Raw genomic sequence first — 16,665 nt, 5'->3', positions numbered from 1 at the left:
TCCCGAAGCCGCCCACGATGGTTCCGGTGTCGGCGTTGTAGTCGTTGAAGAAGTTGCCGAGCGCGTTCGGCGAGGTGTGCAGGATGTTTTCCAGATCCATGTGGTGATCGACCAGGTTCTGCGTCACGTCGGCCAGCCGGGCGATCTGCTCGCTGGTCTGGTTGCGCGTCCCGGCGATGAAGCGCTGCACCTCGCCGAACGCGCTCGGCAACTTCTTCAACGACTACAACGCCGACACCGGAACCATCGTGGGCGGCTTCGGGATTATGAACTTCGCGAACCCGACGTGGGGCGGTCAGCTTCTGCTGTCCTTCCCGGGCTGCGACCAAATCGGAGCCATCGAGAACGTCACTGCGGTCGAATCGGGGAAGCTGTGTGCCCTATTTCTCGGTCCTGGCCTGCGGCTACTCAACTTCAACAACCTGCCAATTCCCATCAACATCTTCCTGCAGAAGTCCGTGGATCCGTCCAAAATCGTCTACAGCGAAGCCCGGCTGGCGCCCGGCGGTGAGGGCCCGAAACCTGGACCACCCGAAATCCCGCCCGCGGTGTCGGCCTACACCGGTTTGCCCGGTGATCCGGTTGGACCGCCGGGGGCGGTGCCGCCGGCGCCCATACCGGGCGCGGCGATGCCGCTGCCGCCCCCGCCGTCGACCCCGATGCCGCCACCTCCGCCCCCAGCGCAGAGCACGTCAGACATGCTGCTGCCGGCCGATCGGCCACAACAATGATCGCGCGGATCGCGGCGCGCCGGGTGTTTGCCATCGGCTGCTGTGTGGTGGTGACGGCGACGGGATGCGCATTCCACGGCCTGAATTCGCTGCCGCTGCCCGGCGCGGTCGGACGCGGGCCGGGGGCCAACATTTACCACGTCGAACTCCCGAATGTCGGCACGATGGAGTCGAATTCGCCGGTGATGATCGACGACGTCGTCGTTGGCAGCGTCGGCACGATGAGGGTGCAAGGCTGGCACGCGGACGTCGAGATCTCGGTGAAACGCGATGTCGTCGTCCCGGCCAACGTGGTGGCCACCGTCGGTCAGACCAGCCTGCTGGGGTCGATGCATGTGGAGCTGAATACGCCCCCCGGTCAACAGGGCAGCGGACGGCTGCAGCCGGGCGCCACCATCCCGTTGAGTCGGTCGTCCGCCTACCCATCGACGGAACAGACGCTGTCGTCGCTGGGCGCGGTCGTCAACGGCGGGGGGCTGGGACAGATCGGGGAGATCATCCACAATTTCTCCGCTGCTCTGTCCGGGCGCGAGGGCGCGGTACGTGACTTGATCACTCGTCTCGACACCTTCGTCGGAACGCTGGACGACCAGCGAAACAACCTCGTCGACTCCATCCAGGCGCTGAACCGGCTCGCCGGGACGTTCGCCGGCCAACGCGACGTTCTCACCCAGGCGCTGCAGAAGATTCCGCCCGCGCTCGATGTGCTGATCAAGGAGCGCCCACGGCTCACTGCCGCCCTGGACAAGCTCCGCGTCTTCAGCAACACCGCCACCCGATTGGTCAACGACACTCAGGCCGACCTGGTGAAGAATCTCAAGAACTTGGAGCCGACCATCAAGGCGCTCGCCGATGTCGGACCGGAGTTGGGCACGGCCGTCGCTGCTGGGTTCGTGTTCCCGTTCACCCAGAATTTCGTCGACCGGGCGGTCCGGGGCGACTACTTCAACCTGCACGTCGACCTGGATCTCTCGATTCCACGGCTCAAGCGAGGACTGATGCTGGGGACCCATTGGGGGCAGCTGGACCAGCCGGAGCCGCCAGCACCGGGGGAGCCGTATTACCTGAATTACACACACGATCCGCTGCATTCGCCCATCAGGCCGCCGTGGGTCGACCCGGCCAGCCTCCCCCCGCTGCCCGGGCCGCCGCCGGGTACGGCTCCGCTGCCCGGGCCGCCCCCGGCCGCGGCTCCGCCGGACGGGGCCCTTGGCCAAGCCCCGGCCCCCGCAGAGGCGCCACCGACGGGAGCGGGTGGATAGATGCTGACGCGCTTCGTTCGTATCCAGCTTGCGGTCTTCGCGATCGCGGGGACCGTCGGCGTGATCGCGATGGTGCTCTTCTACATCCAGGCGCCCACCCTGCTCGGCATCGGCCGGATGACGGTGACGCTGGAGCTGCCAGCCGCCGGTGGCCTGTACCGGTTCTCCAACGTGACCTACCGCGGGGTCCAGCTCGGCAAGGTTACCTCGGTGGGGCTGACTCCAACCGGCGCGAAAGCGACGCTGTCGCTTGCCACTTCGCCGAAGGTCCCCGCGGACCTGACAGCGGAGGTGCTCAGTGTTTCCGCGGTGGGTGAACAGTACGTCGACCTCCGGCCGAAGACCGATTCACCGCCCTACCTGCACGACGGTTCGGTAATCTCGGTGCGCGACAGCCGGATTCCGCAGCCGGTTGGCCCGATGCTCGACCAGCTCAATGCCTTGGTTCAGAGCATACCGAAGACCAAGCTCGGTCAGTTGCTCGACGAGTCCTTCCAGGGCTTCAATGGCGCCGGTTACGACCTGGGGTCACTGATCGATTCTTCGCAGACGTTGTCCCGCGACGCCAACGGCGTCGTCGATCGCACTCGGGCCCTGACCGAAGACACCGGGCCGCTACTGGACACCCAGGCGCAGACCACCGATTCGATCAGGACGTGGGCGCGTAGCCTCGCCGGCATCTCGGATGTGTTGGTGAACAACGATTCCCACTTCCGGACCATCCTGCAAAACGGCCCCGAGGCCGCGAACGAAGCTTCCCGTCTTCTTGAACAAATCAAACCGACGCTGCCGGTGCTGCTCGCCAACCTGACCACCATCGGGCAGATCGGCATCACCTACCACCCCTCGCTGGAGCAACTGCTGGTGCTGCTGCCCTCGGCGGTTGCCATCGAGCAGGCTGCTTCCCCCACCAATGATCCCGACGGTCTGGCCAAGGGCGACTTTGCGCTCACGATCGATGATCCGCCGATTTGTACTGTCGGATTCATGCCCCCCAACACGTGGCGATCCCCGGACGATCTCACCGACATCGACACCCCGGACGGGTTGTATTGCAAACTCCCGCAGGACTCACCGCTTTCGGTTCGCGGTGCCCGCAACTATCCCTGCATGGGCCACCCGGGCAAGCGCGCGCCCACCGTCGAAATCTGCAACAGCGACAAACCGTACATGCCGCTGGCGATGCGCCAGCACGTCCTCGGCCCCTATCCGCTGGACCCCAACCTGCTCTCCCAGGGCGTCCCGCCCGACGACCGGATCACCTCCAACGACAGAATCTTCGGCCCGGTGGAGGGAACGCCGCTGCCGCCGGGGGCGGTGCCGCGCGGCACACCGGCGGGGCCGCGGGGGGAAAATCCACCACCGGGAACGGTTGGAGCGGCTGTACCGCCCGCACCGTCGTCGGGACCACCTCCGCTGGCGCCCATGTCGAGAATGTCGGCTGACCTTCCGCCCATAGCGCCACTGGACGTTCCTGCGGCCGGCGAACTTCCTCCGCCCCCCGCCGCGCCCGCTCCTCCCGACGCCGCGCCGGCAGATGCGGGCGGCGGCGGTGGGCCGCAGGCGGCGCCGAGCTCATTCGGTGGTGGGGCCGGCAAGCCAGTGCCGCCGTCCGTCACCATCGCCCGGTATGACCCGCATACGGGTCGTTACGTCGGTCCGGACGGCAAGTTGTACCAGCAGTCGGATCTCGTTGCCCCGAAAGCACCCAAGACGTGGCAGGACATGCTCCCAACCTGAGGCCGCCCCGAAAAGTAAAGCTACGAAGGCCCGGTCAGCTCAGCTTGTCCAGGCGCAACGGCATCGTGATGTCAAGCCACTGGTTTTGCCCGCACGCACCGGACGGGCCGACCGTCTTGTCCTTTCCGGCGTAGGTCGACGACCCGAGCTGGTAGCCGCCGTATTGGTTGACCGGATAGAAGAAAAAGGTCTGCTGTCCGTTGAACGCGGTGCCGTCCTCGCATCGCTCCCAGTTCGGCACCTCGCGTTTGGCCTTCCACATCTCCCCGTCGTTCATGTAGAGAGGCGCCGTCCAGCCCTGGTCGCTGCTCAACGTGCCGTGGCATTCCTGGAACGTCTCGCATGTCGAGCTGATCGTCCACGTCTGGACGACCGTCGGCTCCCCGAAGTACTGATCGTTGCGCTGGGCATAATCGCCGATGGATGTAACGCGGAACGTGCCGTTGACGGCGACTTCTTCCTTGGTTGTCGCCCGAGCGATGGATGCCGTGCCCACACCACCAAATACGGTGGCAGCGACCAGCGTTGCGGTGGTGAGTGTTCGAACTGATCGCATCAGGCGCTCCTTGACCCGCTTCAACTAACCGCCATTGTTAATGCGGTATCAACATTGCGTGCGGCTATTCGTGTAATGAGATTAACACCGCTTCCGCTCCGACAAAATGGCGATCGAACCAAAATGGAAAGGGCTCACGCCAGCGGTTCCAACTTCGAGATCAGCCAGGAGCCCTTGACTTTCGTCAAGGTCACCCGGGCGCCGTTCGCGGTTGTCTGCGGTTCTGGCTTTTCCTTGCTTGTGGCGGTCTGGTTGATGAACACCAGCACCACTGCCGAATTCGGGTGCAGCTCCATAACCGCGGCCCGAACCACCTTGGCTGTCTCCGTGACGTGCTTCTGCTGTGCCAGCGCGGCGATCTGTTCTGTGAACTTGGTGTAGTAGGCGAGAAAATTACCGGTGAGATATGACTTCGCCTTGGTGAAATCACGGTTCAGGTGGTCGGGAGCGTACGACAGCACCGCCACCGAACCTTCTGACGCAGCCTGGATTGCCCGGCGTGCCGCCGCGTCGCCGACCTCTTGATCCGGCCGGTAGAGATGGAGGTACAGACCGGCGGCGACGCCCATCGCGGTAACGACCAACACGGTCGCAACTATCGAACGGCATCTCGCCAGGCACCGTAGGCTCCAGCGCTTGATCGTGGCCCGTCGGTTGTCGGGAGCCGATCCGGCGGAAGCCGATGACGACCCCGTCTCATCGGACGGTGCGGATTCCATGCTGTCCAGCGACGGCCCGGGCTCGACAGTCATGACAGGAAATCAACTTTCGACATCTTGAGCTGCCCGCCTGCGCGGTCCATCGTGACGCTGAGCCGAAATAAAGCCGGTGGCGGTTTGGCGTTATCCGGCCCGATGGCATCGGTTTTCGCCGCCACGAGCACGACTCCAGAATTGTCGCCCAACGACTCGACAGCGACGGCTTCCACGGTCACCTTGCTGCCGACCTTCGTGTCCTCTGCCTTCTTGACCATGAGCAGCGACATCGCCGACAGTTGGCTGTTGAGGTCACCGGTGGAGGCATCGATCATGCGCTCAACATCCCTCTTGGCATGATCGGGGTCGATCGACATCAGCGCCGTAACCCCTTGCCGGGCTGCGGAAGTGAACTCTGCCGCGAGCCGTTGCTTGTGCACCGTGGTGCGGTGCTGCGACACCATGTAACCGCTCGCTGCGAGGGAAGCGGAGAAGAGCGCGATGCCGACGGCGGTGGCTATGGTCTTCCGCCTCGGGCGCCGGAGCCACCGTGGCCGCCGCGGCAACCGTAGTCGTGCCCGGATCGACTTTGCGGGCCGCTGCTCGGCATCCTGGGAAGCGGCGTGGTCGTCCGCTTTCTCGGTTTCGGCTGCCCCGCGCAGCCGGGCGAGGCGTGCCCGAGCCGCCTGGGCGCGCGCTTCCGCCTCGGCAACTTCGTCTTCCGGATCGGTTTCCGGGATGGGCGCCACCGCGCCGGAGGCGACCCCTGAGCGCGACTGTGTTTCGTCGGGATCGGTGACGTCCGCCGGGTCATCGAACTGGTCGGCGTCGGGCCCCTCCGGATCGTGCACGGAGAAGCAGCTTATCACTTCGGCCCGGCCTCAACCGTGGCATCGGCCGCCGCCTTGGTGCCCCCCACATGCGGAAATGCGCGGTCGTCGCGGGGCGGGACGGCACCCCGCCGCGGTAGCCCGGCGCCGACGCCGTTCGGTCCGGGTGATCTTCTCCAAGGAGGAGAATTTTCTTTTCAGGTGTGGCAAAGTAATCGGGTGCGATTCATCGTGGCGATGGCTGCCGCGTTGCTCGGCGCCGGTGTGCTGGCGGCGCCGTCGTCGGCCGGGCCGACCGTTTGTGACTACCCCGCCTGCACCCCGGGCATCATGCCGCATCAGGTTTTGGGCGCGCCCTGTGACAACACCACCTACTACGCGTTCGGTGTAACCGACGGTTACGTTTCGTTCGCCTCGGAGCCCGGACGTCTGATGTTCTGCGGCTCGCCGAGGAGATACCAGCCGCGTTGGTTCCGGTCACCTCCGATGGCGGGAGTCAAGGACGAAGGCGCCGACTGCCAGAATTACCAGAACTACGTCGCGCAAGCGCCCGATGGCCTGTTCCTGATCTGTTTTGCCCACGACGGCGTTATGACCTGGGTCCGCGCCGACACCTAGCCGCTCTGGTCAGCCTTGGGGTCCCCGGGGCAGACCTAGCAGGCGCCGGCTCAAGTCGGTAACCCTGGCGAGCAAAGTGCCGTCGTCGATGTCTTCCACCAGCGGATGCATGACGGCGGTGGCGAGCGCGCCGGAGAACATGGCGGCCTCGATCCGCCCGTCCAGGCCCGCATCGCTCAGCAGCACCCGGTACAGGCGATTCATGAAAAATTGAAACGGCTTGTGCTCGGCCAGCAATCGAACGACCACAGGATCGAATTGCAGCGTGCGCACCAACCGGCGATCGCGAACGGCCATCTCAATCACGCGTACCAACAACGCATCTCGTGCTTGAGGCCCGTCGCCGTATGCCTCGGCCTCCTCGAGTGCCGGCTCGAGCCGGCCGAGCTCGCGCTCGGTCACGGCGATGACGATTTGCTCTTTGGTCCGGAATTGGTGGTAGACAGCGGCTTTCGTTATACCGACGGAGTCCGCGATCATCTGTAACGACGTACCGCTGACACCGTGCGTGGCGAACAGATCCAACGCGGCGTCGAGTACTCGCGTCCGGGCCGCGCTGTGCTCGATCAGCCCGAATTGTCCACCGGTGACCGGTTGGCGTGCTGTTCCCACCCACTGAGACTAGACGACGATATTGACTCCAAGCTAGCCGATCGGCTAGCTTCGGCTGACTAGCCGGGTGGTGACGGATCTCGTGCGGGAGGGAGCGCTGATGTCCGACGTCGACGGTGGCGATGCACGAGGCCAGGGGCTGACGCGGCCCGCGCCGCGCCGGACCGACGGCGAGCTGATCCTGCTCTGGACGCTGCCGATGGCGCTGCTGCTATGGGTCGCCTCGTTCCTTCTGTTTCCGGGCTTCAACCCGCCGATGTCGCCCACGATGCCGGCGGACCAGGTTGCCGCTTTCTATCGCGATCCGGCACACCTCCCGGAGATCCGGTACAGCATGATTCTGTTCAACTGGTTTGGCGTGTGCCTGGTGCCGATTCTGGCTCTCATCGTCTTGCAGATCCGCCGAATGGCTCATCGCACACCGATCTTCTCCTACGCGATGCTGGGCTGCGTGGCAGGCGGCCCGACTCTTTTCCTCGTTGCGAACGTCTGCTGGTTGCTGGCCGCCTTCCGCCCGGAACGCAGCCCGGAGCTGACCCAGCTGCTCAACGATTTCGGTTGGATGACCTTCACCATCCTGGTCCCGTTCTTGATCGGGCAAAGCGTAATCCTGTCCCTCGCAATCTATTTCGACGATCAACCGCGCCCGGTCTTCAACCGTTGGGTGGCCCATTTCAACCTCCTGGTGGCGGTCGCACTGGTGCCCGCGGCCTTCGTCGGTATCTCACTGACCGGCCCGCTGGCCTGGGACGGCTTCCTGTCCTTCTGGGTGAAAAACGTTGCCATTGCCGTCTGGATCGTCGTGATGGGCGTGGTGTTGGGACAAGCCATCTATCGGGAACGCGCCGAGAACCGAGGGCAGCCGGGCGAACTGGTCACCGCGTGAGCGGCGTGACCGCGGCGCCGAAGTCCCTGGCGACGCCGCCCCAGGGCCCACCGCATCAACGAATCGCATGGCATCTGCGGCACAATCCCAAGCGCGAGCTCTGGTTGGCGTGGTGGACGATGATCGTGTTCTACAACGTCTTCTTCCCGATGTTCTTCGTCGTGGCGCAAGTCCAGCCGCCGCCGCAGCCCACCTGGGACCTCGCGACGCAGGTCCACTGGTTCTCTGAACGCCACTTAGGCATACCTTTTGGCTTCGGTGTCATCTTCGCCATCAGCGGGATGATCGCGATCAACAATGCCCTCATCGCGTACTCGATGCGACGCATGTCCGTCAGCCGCGCGTTCGGCTATTCGTATCTGATCATCTATTCGCTCAGTGCGGTTCCCGGGATGCTGCTGCTCTGCATCGCGCTGATCGTCGGGACCCTGCGACCGGAACGTGACCCCGAAGCGATCGGATGGCTCTACGACTTCGCCTTCTTGTCGTTCGACGGGACGATGGGAGTGTTCCTGATCGGCTCGCTGATCTGGATGGTCGCGATTCTGCTCGACAAGAATCGGGTGTTCCCTAAGTGGTTTGGCTATCTCAATCTGTGCAACGCCCTGACCGAGGTTGTCGTGTCACCGTGCTGGATCTTCCAGCGGGGGGTGTTGGCCTGGAACGGTCAGATCGCTTGGTGGTTGGACATGGTCGTGTTCGGCGTCTACCAGGTGACTTTCATCGTCATGCTCTTTCAAATGATTCGCCGTGAGGACTTCGGCACCGGGCCGCTGCCCGAGCTGCCGCGTAAATGGAAAGCCGGGCACGCCGATGTCAGGGCCGCGGCCTGATGGCTGAGCTCAGCGAAGCGCCCCAAAGTGCCCGATTCGTGCCGGGGCAACCCGACATGTGGGCGTTCGTGTTGTTCGAGACGCTGGTTTTCACAGGGTATTTCGGCTTTTACCTGTTCTACCGCGCCCGAAGTCCCGAGCTCTTCCTGCACGCGCAGGCCCACCTCGACCTACGTGTCGGGGTTGTCAACACCCTGGTTCTGCTGCTGAGCTCCTGGTCGGTGGCGCGTTGTGTCCAGTCGGCGCGGGCCGGTGCCTACCGCGCGGCGCTGCGCGAGGTGTTCATCACGGCCGCATTCGCAGCGATTTTCCTCTTCTTCAAGGTCTTCGAGTGGGCCCGCTTGGTGCGCACGGGAAATGGATTGAACAGCAACGACTTCTTCACCTACTACTTCTTTCTCACCGGCATCCACTTCGTGCACCTGCTGATCGGCTTCGTCGCCCTCGGCGTCATCGTCTACCAACTTCGCGAAAAGACCCGAAAGGCGCACGAAGCAAACGAATCGCAGCAGCTCGTCGAAACCTGCGCGACCTATTGGCACACCGTTGATTTCCTCTGGGTGCTGATTTTTGCGCTGCTCTACGTGGTGAGGTGATCGGAATCAAGTTCAACAAACGACTGCTGATGGTATGGACGATCCTGGCGGCCCTCACCCTTGGCTACCTGTGGATAGACCACTCCGCGGGAGGCCGGGCCGGCACGCTGAAGTCAAGTGCAATGGTCACGTCGAGCGTCATAGTGATCGCACTTGTCAAGGTGCGCATCATCTTTCGTGAGTTCATGGAGGTCCGAAACGCTCCGGTGCTGCTGTGCCGGCTTACCGACGCGTGGGTGGTGCTGATGGCCGCCGCCCTGCTCGGCTGCTACTTCGTCGGCATGACGCTTTGACTCAGCCCACGGACGCGATCGCGTCCGCGGTGGTGAATTTCAGGTGCAGGTCGCTCAGGCCCCGCAAGATGTAGGTCGGCTCGTAGGTGTAGCGACGATCGGCGGCCGGCCCGTGATGGACCTCGTTGATTTCGATGTGCGGCATCCGGTCCAGGATCCGTTCGATCGAGACACGCCCCTCCACGCGGGCGAGCGGCCCACCGGGACACGAGTGCACGCCCCGCGCAAACGCCATGTGTTCGCGAACGTTCTTGCGGCGCAAGTCGAACTCGTGCGGGTTGTCGAACCGGCGGGGGTCGCGGTTGGCGGCGCCCGGTAGCACCATCACCACGGTGCCGGCGGGGATCTCGACACCGCCGACGCTCGTTGCCCGGCGGGCCAGACGCGAATCGCTCTTGACGGGGCTGTCCATGCGCAGCGATTCCTCGATGAACGCGGGGATCAGGCTGCGGTCCTCGCGCACCTGTTGCTGGATGTCGGGGCGATCGCCGAGCACCTGCAGGGCGGCGCTGAGCAGCTTGGCGGTGGTCTCCTGTCCGGCGGCGAAGAGGAACGTTGCCGAGCGGACCACCTCGATCACCGGTGGCGTCGAGCCGTCCGGATACTTCGCTTCCGCCAGGAAGGTCAGCACGTCGCCGCGGGGCGAGCGCCGCCGATCCTCGATGTAGTTGCAGAACTTGTCGTCGAGCCACTCCAGTGGGTTGATACCGACCGACTCGTGATCCAACGCGCCCACCCGCGCTTCGGGGCGATCGGCGCCCAGGACCTTGCGAAACTCCTTATGATCCTCTTCCGGCACGCCAAGTAGGTCGGCAATCACCAAGGTGGCGAAGGGCTTTGAGTACTCGGCGATGAACTCGCACTCGCCGTTGCGCAGGAACTCGTCTAGCTGGCGGTCGGCGAGCCGCCACATGAACTCCTCGTTTTGCTTCAGCCGGCTTGGAGTCAGCAGCTTGGCCAGCACGGAGCGGGCCTTGGTGTGCTCCGGCGGATCCATGGTGACCATGTGCTCGAACATCGGAAAAGAGCTGCGGTGCGCATCGATCTGGGGACCGATGTCGTCGCCTTCGGGCGTGAAGGGCAGCGGCGGGAACGGTCCGCCGAGGGCGACGATGTTGGAGAACGTCTCCGGATCCTTGTAAACCTCGCAGGCTTCGTCGTAACCGGTGACCGCGACGACGCCGTAGTGCGGCAGCCGCAGCACCGGGTTCTGACCGCGCAGGTAGTCGAAGTAAGGGTGCGGATCTGGGACCAGGGACGGATCGGTGAAGAAGTCGATCGACTCATAGTCACTCATCGGATTGCGTCTCCCCTGGGCTGGATTACCGGCGGTGTACGGCGGCAGGTTTGGCGCCGCCCGATTTCGAGAACCGAAATTGTGCTGAGCACCTGCTTAGCATGACGGTAATGTCAGGGTCAAGATCGAGGGCGCCGCACCGCGATACGATCCGTGGGGTCGATACGGGGATGGCACACACTACGGAGCGGGGACATGACATCGGCTCGCAGGATTGGAGCGCCGGACGCGAAGAATCGCGGCCTGCTGCTCGACGCGGCCGAACAGCTGATGCTGGAAGAGGGCTACGCCGCCGTCACGTCGCGTCGCCTCGCCGGCAAGGCCGGGCTGAAGCCCCAGTTGGTGCACTACTACTTCCGCACCATGGAGGACCTGTTCCTCGAAGTCTTCCGGCGCCGCGCCGAGGAAGGCCTGCGGTTTCAGGCCGCAGCGCTGCAGTCGCCGCAGCCGTTGTGGGCGCTGTGGAGATTCGGCACCGATCCGGGGTTCACCCGCATCTCCATGGAATTCATGGCGCTGGCGAACCATCGCAAGGAGATGCGAGCCGAAATCGCTTACTACGCCGAGCGTTTCCGTGACGAACAGCGCGAAGCGGTGGCGGCCGCGCTGCAACGCTACGGCGAGGACACCTCCGAGATGCCGCCGGTGGTCTGGACGGTGCTGATGACCAGCCTGTCGCGGATGCTGGTGCTCGAGCAGGCGATCGGCATGTCCGGCGGGCACGCCGAAACCATGGCGCTGGTCGAGAGCCACCTGCGCCGCCTGGAAGGCGAGCCGCAACCCATCCCCGGTATGCCGCGTGCCTGGGTGGTTCACCAGTTGCGCAGCGAACAGAGCACGCCCTTGGGGCCGTCCTTGGATACCACGACGGACCCGTCGACCGCCAAGTCGCAGTGAAGCCCAGGCGTGCCGGGCTCGGTGCCCGTGCTCGCCACGACCATCGCGTAATCATTGGGGTCCGACATGTCCAGATCGAAGCTCCACGGTTTGCCCGGGGCCAGGTCGACATCGACATGCGGTGTGAACGAGTAGGGGTTGTGGCTGTAATCGGAGAACTTCTCCGGCTGGTGGTCCAGGTAGTAAATGTCGGTGTAGATGGGATTCTGCGCGGTGACCGTGTAGGTGACGTGATGCATGACCGGGTCGGCATGGGCGTGGCCGGCGCTCACGAGTGAACCGGTCGCACCCGCCAGCGCTGCCGACAAAGACAGTGCGCACACGCCCAACCGTCTGACCGTCATTTCGCTCCTCCGGCCGCCCGTCGCGCACTCGTCGTGCGGTTCATCACCCGCTCTGCGGCCCGCCAGTGTGCGTCGGCAACCCACAGCCGTGCGAAGGATGCTATCGCTTCGTCCGCCGAAACTCCGCTGATCACGCGCTTTATCTCGGTTGCGGGGTGGCGGGCCAGCGACCTCGCGATGGACTGCCATCCTTCGTCGAAGGACGCGCGGGGGAACACCCGGTCCACCAAGCCGATTCGCTCGGCCTCGTCCGCGGTGAGGGCGGTGCCGGTGCCGGCCAACAACAGCGCCCGGCTCTTTCCGACCAGCTCCGCCAGCCGCTCGGCGCCGCCCCAGGCCGGCATGATCTCGAGGTCCACCTGATTGAAGGCGATCTTGATGTCGTCGGCCGCCAGCCGGATGTCGGCGGCGACGGCAACCTCGGCGCCGCCGCCGAAGGCGTGGCCGTTCAGCGCGGCGATCACCGGGGCCGGGAAGCTGGCCAGTTGGTCACAAATCGCGCGCATCCGCTTGGCCATTGCCGCGGCATCCTCTTCGGTCCGCAGAGCGCGCAGCTCTTTGAGGTCGCCGCCGGATACAAAAGCCCGATCACCGGCCCCCTTGATCACCAGGGTCTTGGCGCCCGCCGCGGCGTCGAGCGCCTTCTCCAGCTGCTGCATGGTGTCCAGCGCGATGGCATTGCGCGCGTGCGGGCGATCGATGGTCAGCACCGCTAACCCGTCATCGATCTCCAGGTCCACCATGCGTGATCGCTCCTTGGAAAGACAGACGGGATTGGCATTCTCTCGGTGCGAGAATAACATCGTCGCCGCAGGCCGAAGAGCTATCGTCAGCGAAGACAGGGGCGCCCATGCGGGATCGAATTGCGGCAATGCTCGCGGCGTCACTGGGGGTCACCATGCTCGGCGCATGCACCCCGCGGCCGCCGACCCAAATCTCCAGCACCGCCTCCGTGACCGTCAATGGGACCGACACGAAGTTCAACGTCGTCAAATGCGGTCAGCGGGAGTGGACCCGGACGATCGACATCGGCGGCGACTTCTCCGGAGCAAATGTCGTGATCGACGAGCGAGCCGACCCGGTTTCCGCCGAGTCGGTCCACATCCGCAATCTGGGCAACTTCACCGGCATGTACTCGCGCGGGGGCGAAGGTGACGCGGACATGAGTCTGAACGGCGGCAGGTTCACCATCACCGGCACCGCACACGGCTCCAAGGCCGACAAACCCAGCGAACCCACCACGGCCACCTTCAAAATCGTCATCGCTTGCTGATCCGCCCCTGGCGATCCACGGGGTGCGTTGCGGTTCGACACCTGCAGAGAATACAATTCTCAAAAATTGCGAAGGAGGATTTCATGGGCCAGTTGTCGCACAGGGTGGACGTCCCGTTCCCGATCTTTGACGCCGATAACCATCTCTACGAGCCGCCGGAGGCGCTGACCAAGTTCCTGCCCAAGGAGTACAAGGACTACGTCCAGTACGTGCAGATCAACGGTCGCACCAAGATCGCCATCCGCGGCCAGATCAGCAACTACATTCCCAACCCGACCTTCGAGGTCGTCGCCAGGCCCGGGGCCTGGGAGGAGTACTTCAAGTACGGCAACCCCGAGGGCAAGAGCAAGCGCGAGCTGTTCGGCGAGCCGATGCGCGCGATCCCGGCGTTCTTCGAACCCGGCCCACGCCTGGAGACGATGAACGAGCTGGGCCTGGACAAGACCCTGATGTTCCCGACCTTGGCCAGCCTCCTGGAGGAGCGGCTGCGTGACGACCCGGTAGCCATCCACGTCCTGATCCATGCGCTGAACGAGTGGCTGGACGAGGTCTGGGGCTTCAACTACCAGAACCGCATCTTCACCACCCCGGTCATCACCCTGCCCATCGTCGAAAAGGCGATCGAGGAGCTGGAGTGGGCGGTCAAGCGTGGCGCCCGCGCCATCCTGGTCCGCCCGGCGCCGGTCCCCGGTTTCCGCGGTCCGCGGTCGTTCGCGGTACCCGAGTTCGACCCGTTCTGGGAGCGGGTCGTCGAGCACGACGTGCTGGTGGGCATGCACTCCAGCGACAGCGGCTACTCGCGGTACACCTCCGAGTGGGACGGCGCCGAGCAGGAGATGCTGCCGTTCCAGACCAACGCGATGGGCATCCTCAACGAGTGGCGGCCCATCCAGGACGCGGTGGGCTCGTGGGTCATCCACGGCGCGCTGTATCGCCACCCGAAGCTGAAGGTCGCGATCGTCGAGGCCGGTTCGAAGTGGATGACCCCGCTGCTGGACGGCCTCGCCGAGGTCTTCCGCAAGGCCCCGGAAGCGTTCCCCAGCGACCCGGTCGAGATGGTGAAGAGTCGGATTCACGTCAGCCCGTTCTTCGAGGACGGCATCGACGACCTGGTCAACCTCGTCGGTGTGGATCAGGTGCTCTACGGCTCGGACTGGCCGCACCCGGAGGGGCTGGCGGAGCCGACCTATTACATCGAGGCGTTGTCGCACCTGTCGACCGACGACCAGGCGAAGATCATGGGCGGCAACCTCGCTCGGCTCGTCACGGTGTGACAGACCGGCCAATCGGACCTGACTGGCAGACCATCCCCGAGATGGTCTTGAGCGCGGCGGACCGCTTCGGCGACGCGGAAGCGATCGTGGACGGTCCGCTGCGCTTCACCTTCTCCGAAGTGGTGGCGCGAATCCGTTGCGCCGCAGGTGCCTTCGCTGAGCTCGGGATCGGAAAGGGTGATCGGGTCGCCATCTGGGCGCCCAACTCGGCGGAGTGGATAATCGCGGCCTTCGGACTGCTCACCGCAGGCGGCGTGCTGGTTCCGGTCAACACCCGGTTCAAGGCCGACGAAGCCGGCGACATCATCACCCGCAGCAAGGCAAAGGCCGTCCTGGTCCAGAAGGGCTTTCTCGGGCAGGATTACACCGCGCCCGCCGGGATACCGGCCATCGATCTGAAATCCGGCTTTCTCTCCGGCGGCTCCCCGTTCGAATGCGCGGTGGGTGGCACCGACATTGCCGACGTCATCTTCACCTCGGGCACGACCGGCCGCCCGAAGGGCGCGATGATGAACCATCGCCAGACGCTGCGGATGTACGAGGAGTGGGCGACGCTCGCGGATCTGCGCCCGGGTGACCGCTATTTGCAGATCAACCCGTATTTCCACACGTTCGGCCTGAAAGCGGGGCTGATCACGTCGTTTCTCCGCGGTGCGACCATGCTGCCCGTCGCGGTTTTCGACGTCGACACGGTGGTGAATTTCGTTGAGCGCGAACGTGTCACGATGCTGCCCGGTCCGCCGACGCTGTACCACTCGTTGCTGACGGTCGGCGACAAGTCCAAGCTCTCGACGCTGCGGGCGGGCGTGACCGGCGCGGCCGACATCCCCGTGGAACTGGTCCGTCGCATCCACGGCGAATTGCCCTTCCAGACGTTGATGACCGGGTACGGACTGACCGAGGCGGGCAACGTCACCCTGTCTAGGCCCGGCGATTCGTTCGAGGACGTGGCCACCACCGCGGGGCTGCCGTGCGAGGGGGTAGAGGTGCGCATCGCCGGGGACGGCGAAGTGCTGGTCCGCGGCTACGGCGTCATGCAGGGATACCTGGACGACCCGGAGGGCACCGCCGCGGCGATCGACACGGACGGTTGGTTGCACACGGGCGATCTGGGCCGCCTCGACGCGTCGGGCCGGCTCCGGATCAATGGCCGCAAGAAGGACATGTTCATCGTGGGCGGGTTCAACGCCTACCCGGCGGAGATCGAGGGCTACCTACTGGAGCATCCGGCGGTGGCGCAAGCCGCGGTCGTCGGTGTCCCCGATGACCGGCTCGGCCAGGTGGGCAAGGCCTTCGTGGTAACGAAAACGCAGGTGTCCGAGGATGACCTGCTGATATGGTGCCGAGAGCGGATGGCTGGATTCAAAGCGCCGAGATCCATCCAGTTTCTCGACGAGCTGCCGCTCAATGCCACCGGGAAAGTGATGAAGGATCAACTCCGTTGAGTGACGGCGACATTCATTCGATGGTGATCGCGTCGGACTACCGCGTTCCGGATCCCAGCCGGGTATGGCCTCTGCTCGAGCGCAGGAAAGCCGCCCTGGCCGACATCGGCGCCCACCACGTCCTGGTCTACACCTCGACGCACGACTACGGCCGCGTGCTGGTGATGATCGGAGTCCACAGCCGCGAGCCGATTGTGGAGCTGCTGCGCTCGCGGGTCTTCTTCGACTGGTTCGACGCGGCAGGCGTCGACGACATCCCGGCGGTCTTCGCCGGCGAGATCGTCGACAGGTTCGTCCGGGCGCCGGCCGCGACGCCCGAGGCACCCGGCGTCGTGGTCGCCACCATCGCCTCCGTGCACGACGTGTCCGCGCTGGCCGCCGAAGTCGCTTCGGCCACCGACAGATTCGTCGCGGCCGGCATCCGCAAGACCTGGATCTTCCAGGCCTTCGACGATGAGCACGAGGTGCTGATCATGTCGGAGC

19 protein-coding genes and 2 pseudogenes are annotated in these 16,665 nt (G+C 64.8%); 13 read left to right on the top strand and 8 right to left on the bottom strand.

Annotated elements, in window-relative coordinates; genetic code table 11:
• Window positions 1–190: pseudogene (locus tag A5709_RS27845) on the bottom strand (mammalian cell entry protein); the annotation flags it as partial.
• 1 nt (window position 191) lies between these two features.
• Between A5709_RS27845 and A5709_RS26195 the strand changes: the two are divergent.
• The 3 genes and pseudogenes from A5709_RS26195 to A5709_RS26185 all read left to right on the top strand — a co-directional run.
• A pseudogene (locus tag A5709_RS26195) lies at window positions 192–731 on the top strand (mammalian cell entry protein); the annotation flags it as partial.
• Window positions 728–1,993, top strand: a complete 1,266-nt coding sequence (locus A5709_RS26190) for an MCE family protein (RefSeq protein WP_067944320.1) — start codon at window positions 728–730, stop codon at window positions 1,991–1,993. The pseudogene A5709_RS26195 and the gene A5709_RS26190, both read left to right, overlap by 4 nt.
• Window positions 1,994–3,733 (top strand): MCE family protein, encoded by a 1,740-nt coding sequence (locus A5709_RS26185; protein WP_067944318.1) that lies wholly within the window; start codon window positions 1,994–1,996, stop codon window positions 3,731–3,733.
• A gap of 34 nt (window positions 3,734–3,767) precedes the next feature.
• Here the strand turns inward: A5709_RS26185 and A5709_RS26180 are convergent, their stop codons facing one another.
• From A5709_RS26180 to A5709_RS26170, 3 genes are all read right to left on the bottom strand, one after another.
• A complete protein-coding gene (locus A5709_RS26180; RefSeq protein WP_067944334.1) occupies window positions 3,768–4,289 on the bottom strand; it encodes a hypothetical protein in 522 nt (173 codons plus the stop codon).
• Window positions 4,290–4,423: 134 nt separating this feature from the next.
• On the bottom strand, window positions 4,424–5,041 hold the full coding sequence (locus A5709_RS26175) for a hypothetical protein (RefSeq protein ID WP_067944316.1): 618 nt from the start codon (window positions 5,039–5,041) through the stop codon (window positions 4,424–4,426).
• On the bottom strand, window positions 5,038–5,835 hold the full coding sequence (locus tag A5709_RS26170) for a hypothetical protein (protein WP_068123605.1): 798 nt from the start codon (window positions 5,833–5,835) through the stop codon (window positions 5,038–5,040). The genes A5709_RS26175 and A5709_RS26170 overlap by 4 nt, the downstream gene beginning before the upstream one ends.
• 216 nt (window positions 5,836–6,051) lie before the next feature.
• Here A5709_RS26170 and A5709_RS26165 point away from each other — a divergent pair, with 216 nt between their 5' ends.
• Window positions 6,052–6,432: a hypothetical protein gene (locus A5709_RS26165; RefSeq protein WP_197501116.1), complete on the top strand. Its 381-nt coding sequence runs from the start codon at window positions 6,052–6,054 to the stop codon at window positions 6,430–6,432.
• A 9-nt stretch (window positions 6,433–6,441) separates the two neighbouring features.
• On the opposite strand, the gene A5709_RS26160 is transcribed toward A5709_RS26165, so the two are convergent.
• The gene (locus tag A5709_RS26160; RefSeq protein WP_067944311.1) at window positions 6,442–7,044 is read right to left on the bottom strand and encodes a TetR/AcrR family transcriptional regulator; all 603 of its coding nucleotides are present in this window, start codon (window positions 7,042–7,044) and stop codon (window positions 6,442–6,444) included.
• A gap of 100 nt (window positions 7,045–7,144) precedes the next feature.
• Here A5709_RS26160 and A5709_RS26155 point away from each other — a divergent pair, with 100 nt between their 5' ends.
• From A5709_RS26155 to A5709_RS26140, 4 genes are read left to right on the top strand one after another with little or no spacing between them, the layout of a single operon-like run.
• Complete coding sequence (locus A5709_RS26155) at window positions 7,145–7,930, top strand: hypothetical protein (protein ID WP_067944329.1); 786 nt, start codon at window positions 7,145–7,147, stop codon at window positions 7,928–7,930.
• A 5-nt stretch (window positions 7,931–7,935) separates the two neighbouring features.
• On the top strand, window positions 7,936–8,763 hold the full coding sequence (locus tag A5709_RS26150; protein WP_068012565.1) for a hypothetical protein: 828 nt from the start codon (window positions 7,936–7,938) through the stop codon (window positions 8,761–8,763).
• The gene (locus A5709_RS26145; RefSeq protein WP_068012563.1) at window positions 8,763–9,359 is read left to right on the top strand and encodes a cytochrome c oxidase subunit 3 family protein; all 597 of its coding nucleotides are present in this window, start codon (window positions 8,763–8,765) and stop codon (window positions 9,357–9,359) included. Before A5709_RS26150 ends, A5709_RS26145 begins: the two co-directional genes overlap by 1 nt.
• Window positions 9,359–9,652, top strand: coding sequence for a cytochrome C oxidase subunit IV family protein (locus tag A5709_RS26140; protein WP_068012564.1), 294 nt, complete (start codon window positions 9,359–9,361; stop codon window positions 9,650–9,652). Before A5709_RS26145 ends, A5709_RS26140 begins: the two co-directional genes overlap by 1 nt.
• Window position 9,653: 1 nt before the next feature.
• Here the strand turns inward: A5709_RS26140 and A5709_RS26135 are convergent, their stop codons facing one another.
• Complete coding sequence (locus tag A5709_RS26135) at window positions 9,654–10,949, bottom strand: cytochrome P450 (RefSeq protein ID WP_068012562.1); 1,296 nt, start codon at window positions 10,947–10,949, stop codon at window positions 9,654–9,656.
• Between the two features lie 195 nt (window positions 10,950–11,144).
• Between A5709_RS26135 and A5709_RS26130 the strand changes: the two genes are divergently transcribed.
• Window positions 11,145–11,846, top strand: coding sequence for a TetR/AcrR family transcriptional regulator (locus A5709_RS26130; RefSeq protein WP_067944306.1), 702 nt, complete (start codon window positions 11,145–11,147; stop codon window positions 11,844–11,846).
• Here A5709_RS26130 and A5709_RS26125 read toward each other — a convergent pair.
• Both A5709_RS26125 and A5709_RS26120 read right to left on the bottom strand, forming a co-directional pair.
• On the bottom strand, window positions 11,762–12,085 hold the full coding sequence (locus A5709_RS26125; protein WP_082953596.1) for a hypothetical protein: 324 nt from the start codon (window positions 12,083–12,085) through the stop codon (window positions 11,762–11,764). The genes A5709_RS26130 and A5709_RS26125 overlap by 85 nt on opposite strands.
• 101 nt (window positions 12,086–12,186) lie before the next feature.
• Entirely contained in the window at window positions 12,187–12,933 is a 747-nt protein-coding gene (locus tag A5709_RS26120; RefSeq protein ID WP_067944302.1) for an enoyl-CoA hydratase/isomerase family protein, read from the bottom strand.
• A 107-nt stretch (window positions 12,934–13,040) separates the two neighbouring features.
• Here A5709_RS26120 and A5709_RS26115 point away from each other — a divergent pair, with 107 nt between their 5' ends.
• The 4 genes from A5709_RS26115 to A5709_RS26100 all read left to right on the top strand — a co-directional run.
• Entirely contained in the window at window positions 13,041–13,463 is a 423-nt protein-coding gene (locus tag A5709_RS26115; RefSeq protein WP_067944301.1) for a lipoprotein LpqH, read from the top strand.
• Between the two features lie 83 nt (window positions 13,464–13,546).
• Window positions 13,547–14,737 carry an amidohydrolase family protein gene (locus A5709_RS26110; protein WP_067944300.1) on the top strand — a complete coding sequence of 397 codons (1,191 nt, stop codon included), beginning with the start codon at window positions 13,547–13,549 and terminating at the stop codon, window positions 14,735–14,737.
• 41 nt (window positions 14,738–14,778) lie between these two features.
• Window positions 14,779–16,182, top strand: a complete 1,404-nt coding sequence (locus A5709_RS26105) for a FadD3 family acyl-CoA ligase (RefSeq protein ID WP_068123600.1) — start codon at window positions 14,779–14,781, stop codon at window positions 16,180–16,182.
• Window positions 16,179–16,665: fatty-acid--CoA ligase (locus A5709_RS26100; protein WP_067944322.1), on the top strand; the 487-nt coding region annotated here is incomplete at its 3' end. The genes A5709_RS26105 and A5709_RS26100, both read left to right, overlap by 4 nt.

It is taken from the genome of Mycobacterium sp. E1386, assembly GCF_001672745.1.
Lineage (GTDB): Bacteria > Actinomycetota > Actinomycetes > Mycobacteriales > Mycobacteriaceae > Mycobacterium.
The sequence above is the reverse complement of the archived record's forward strand: the minus strand, read 5'-3'. Positions and strand labels throughout refer to the sequence as shown.

Excerpts from the sequence above, each read along its gene's own strand:
- A5709_RS26155 (WP_067944329.1), top strand. The coding sequence starts at position 7,145 with ATGTCCGACGTCGACGGTGGCGATGCACGAGGCCAGGGGCTGACGCGG.
- A5709_RS26145 (WP_068012563.1), top strand. The coding sequence starts at position 8,763 with ATGGCTGAGCTCAGCGAAGCGCCCCAAAGTGCCCGATTCGTGCCGGGG.
- A5709_RS26190 (WP_067944320.1), top strand. The coding sequence starts at position 728 with ATGATCGCGCGGATCGCGGCGCGCCGGGTGTTTGCCATCGGCTGCTGT.
- A5709_RS26175 (WP_067944316.1), bottom strand. The coding sequence starts at position 5,041 with ATGACTGTCGAGCCCGGGCCGTCGCTGGACAGCATGGAATCCGCACCG.
- A5709_RS26115 (WP_067944301.1), top strand. The coding sequence starts at position 13,041 with ATGCGGGATCGAATTGCGGCAATGCTCGCGGCGTCACTGGGGGTCACC.
- A5709_RS26105 (WP_068123600.1), top strand. The coding sequence starts at position 14,779 with ATGGTCTTGAGCGCGGCGGACCGCTTCGGCGACGCGGAAGCGATCGTG.
- A5709_RS26120 (WP_067944302.1), bottom strand. The coding sequence starts at position 12,933 with ATGGTGGACCTGGAGATCGATGACGGGTTAGCGGTGCTGACCATCGAT.
- A5709_RS26125 (WP_082953596.1), bottom strand. The coding sequence starts at position 12,085 with ATGCATCACGTCACCTACACGGTCACCGCGCAGAATCCCATCTACACC.
- A5709_RS26135 (WP_068012562.1), bottom strand. The coding sequence starts at position 10,949 with ATGAGTGACTATGAGTCGATCGACTTCTTCACCGATCCGTCCCTGGTC.
- A5709_RS26180 (WP_067944334.1), bottom strand. The coding sequence starts at position 4,289 with ATGCGATCAGTTCGAACACTCACCACCGCAACGCTGGTCGCTGCCACC.
- A5709_RS26110 (WP_067944300.1), top strand. The coding sequence starts at position 13,547 with ATGGGCCAGTTGTCGCACAGGGTGGACGTCCCGTTCCCGATCTTTGAC.
- A5709_RS26185 (WP_067944318.1), top strand. The coding sequence starts at position 1,994 with ATGCTGACGCGCTTCGTTCGTATCCAGCTTGCGGTCTTCGCGATCGCG.
- A5709_RS26165 (WP_197501116.1), top strand. The coding sequence starts at position 6,052 with ATGGCTGCCGCGTTGCTCGGCGCCGGTGTGCTGGCGGCGCCGTCGTCG.
- A5709_RS26130 (WP_067944306.1), top strand. The coding sequence starts at position 11,145 with ATGACATCGGCTCGCAGGATTGGAGCGCCGGACGCGAAGAATCGCGGC.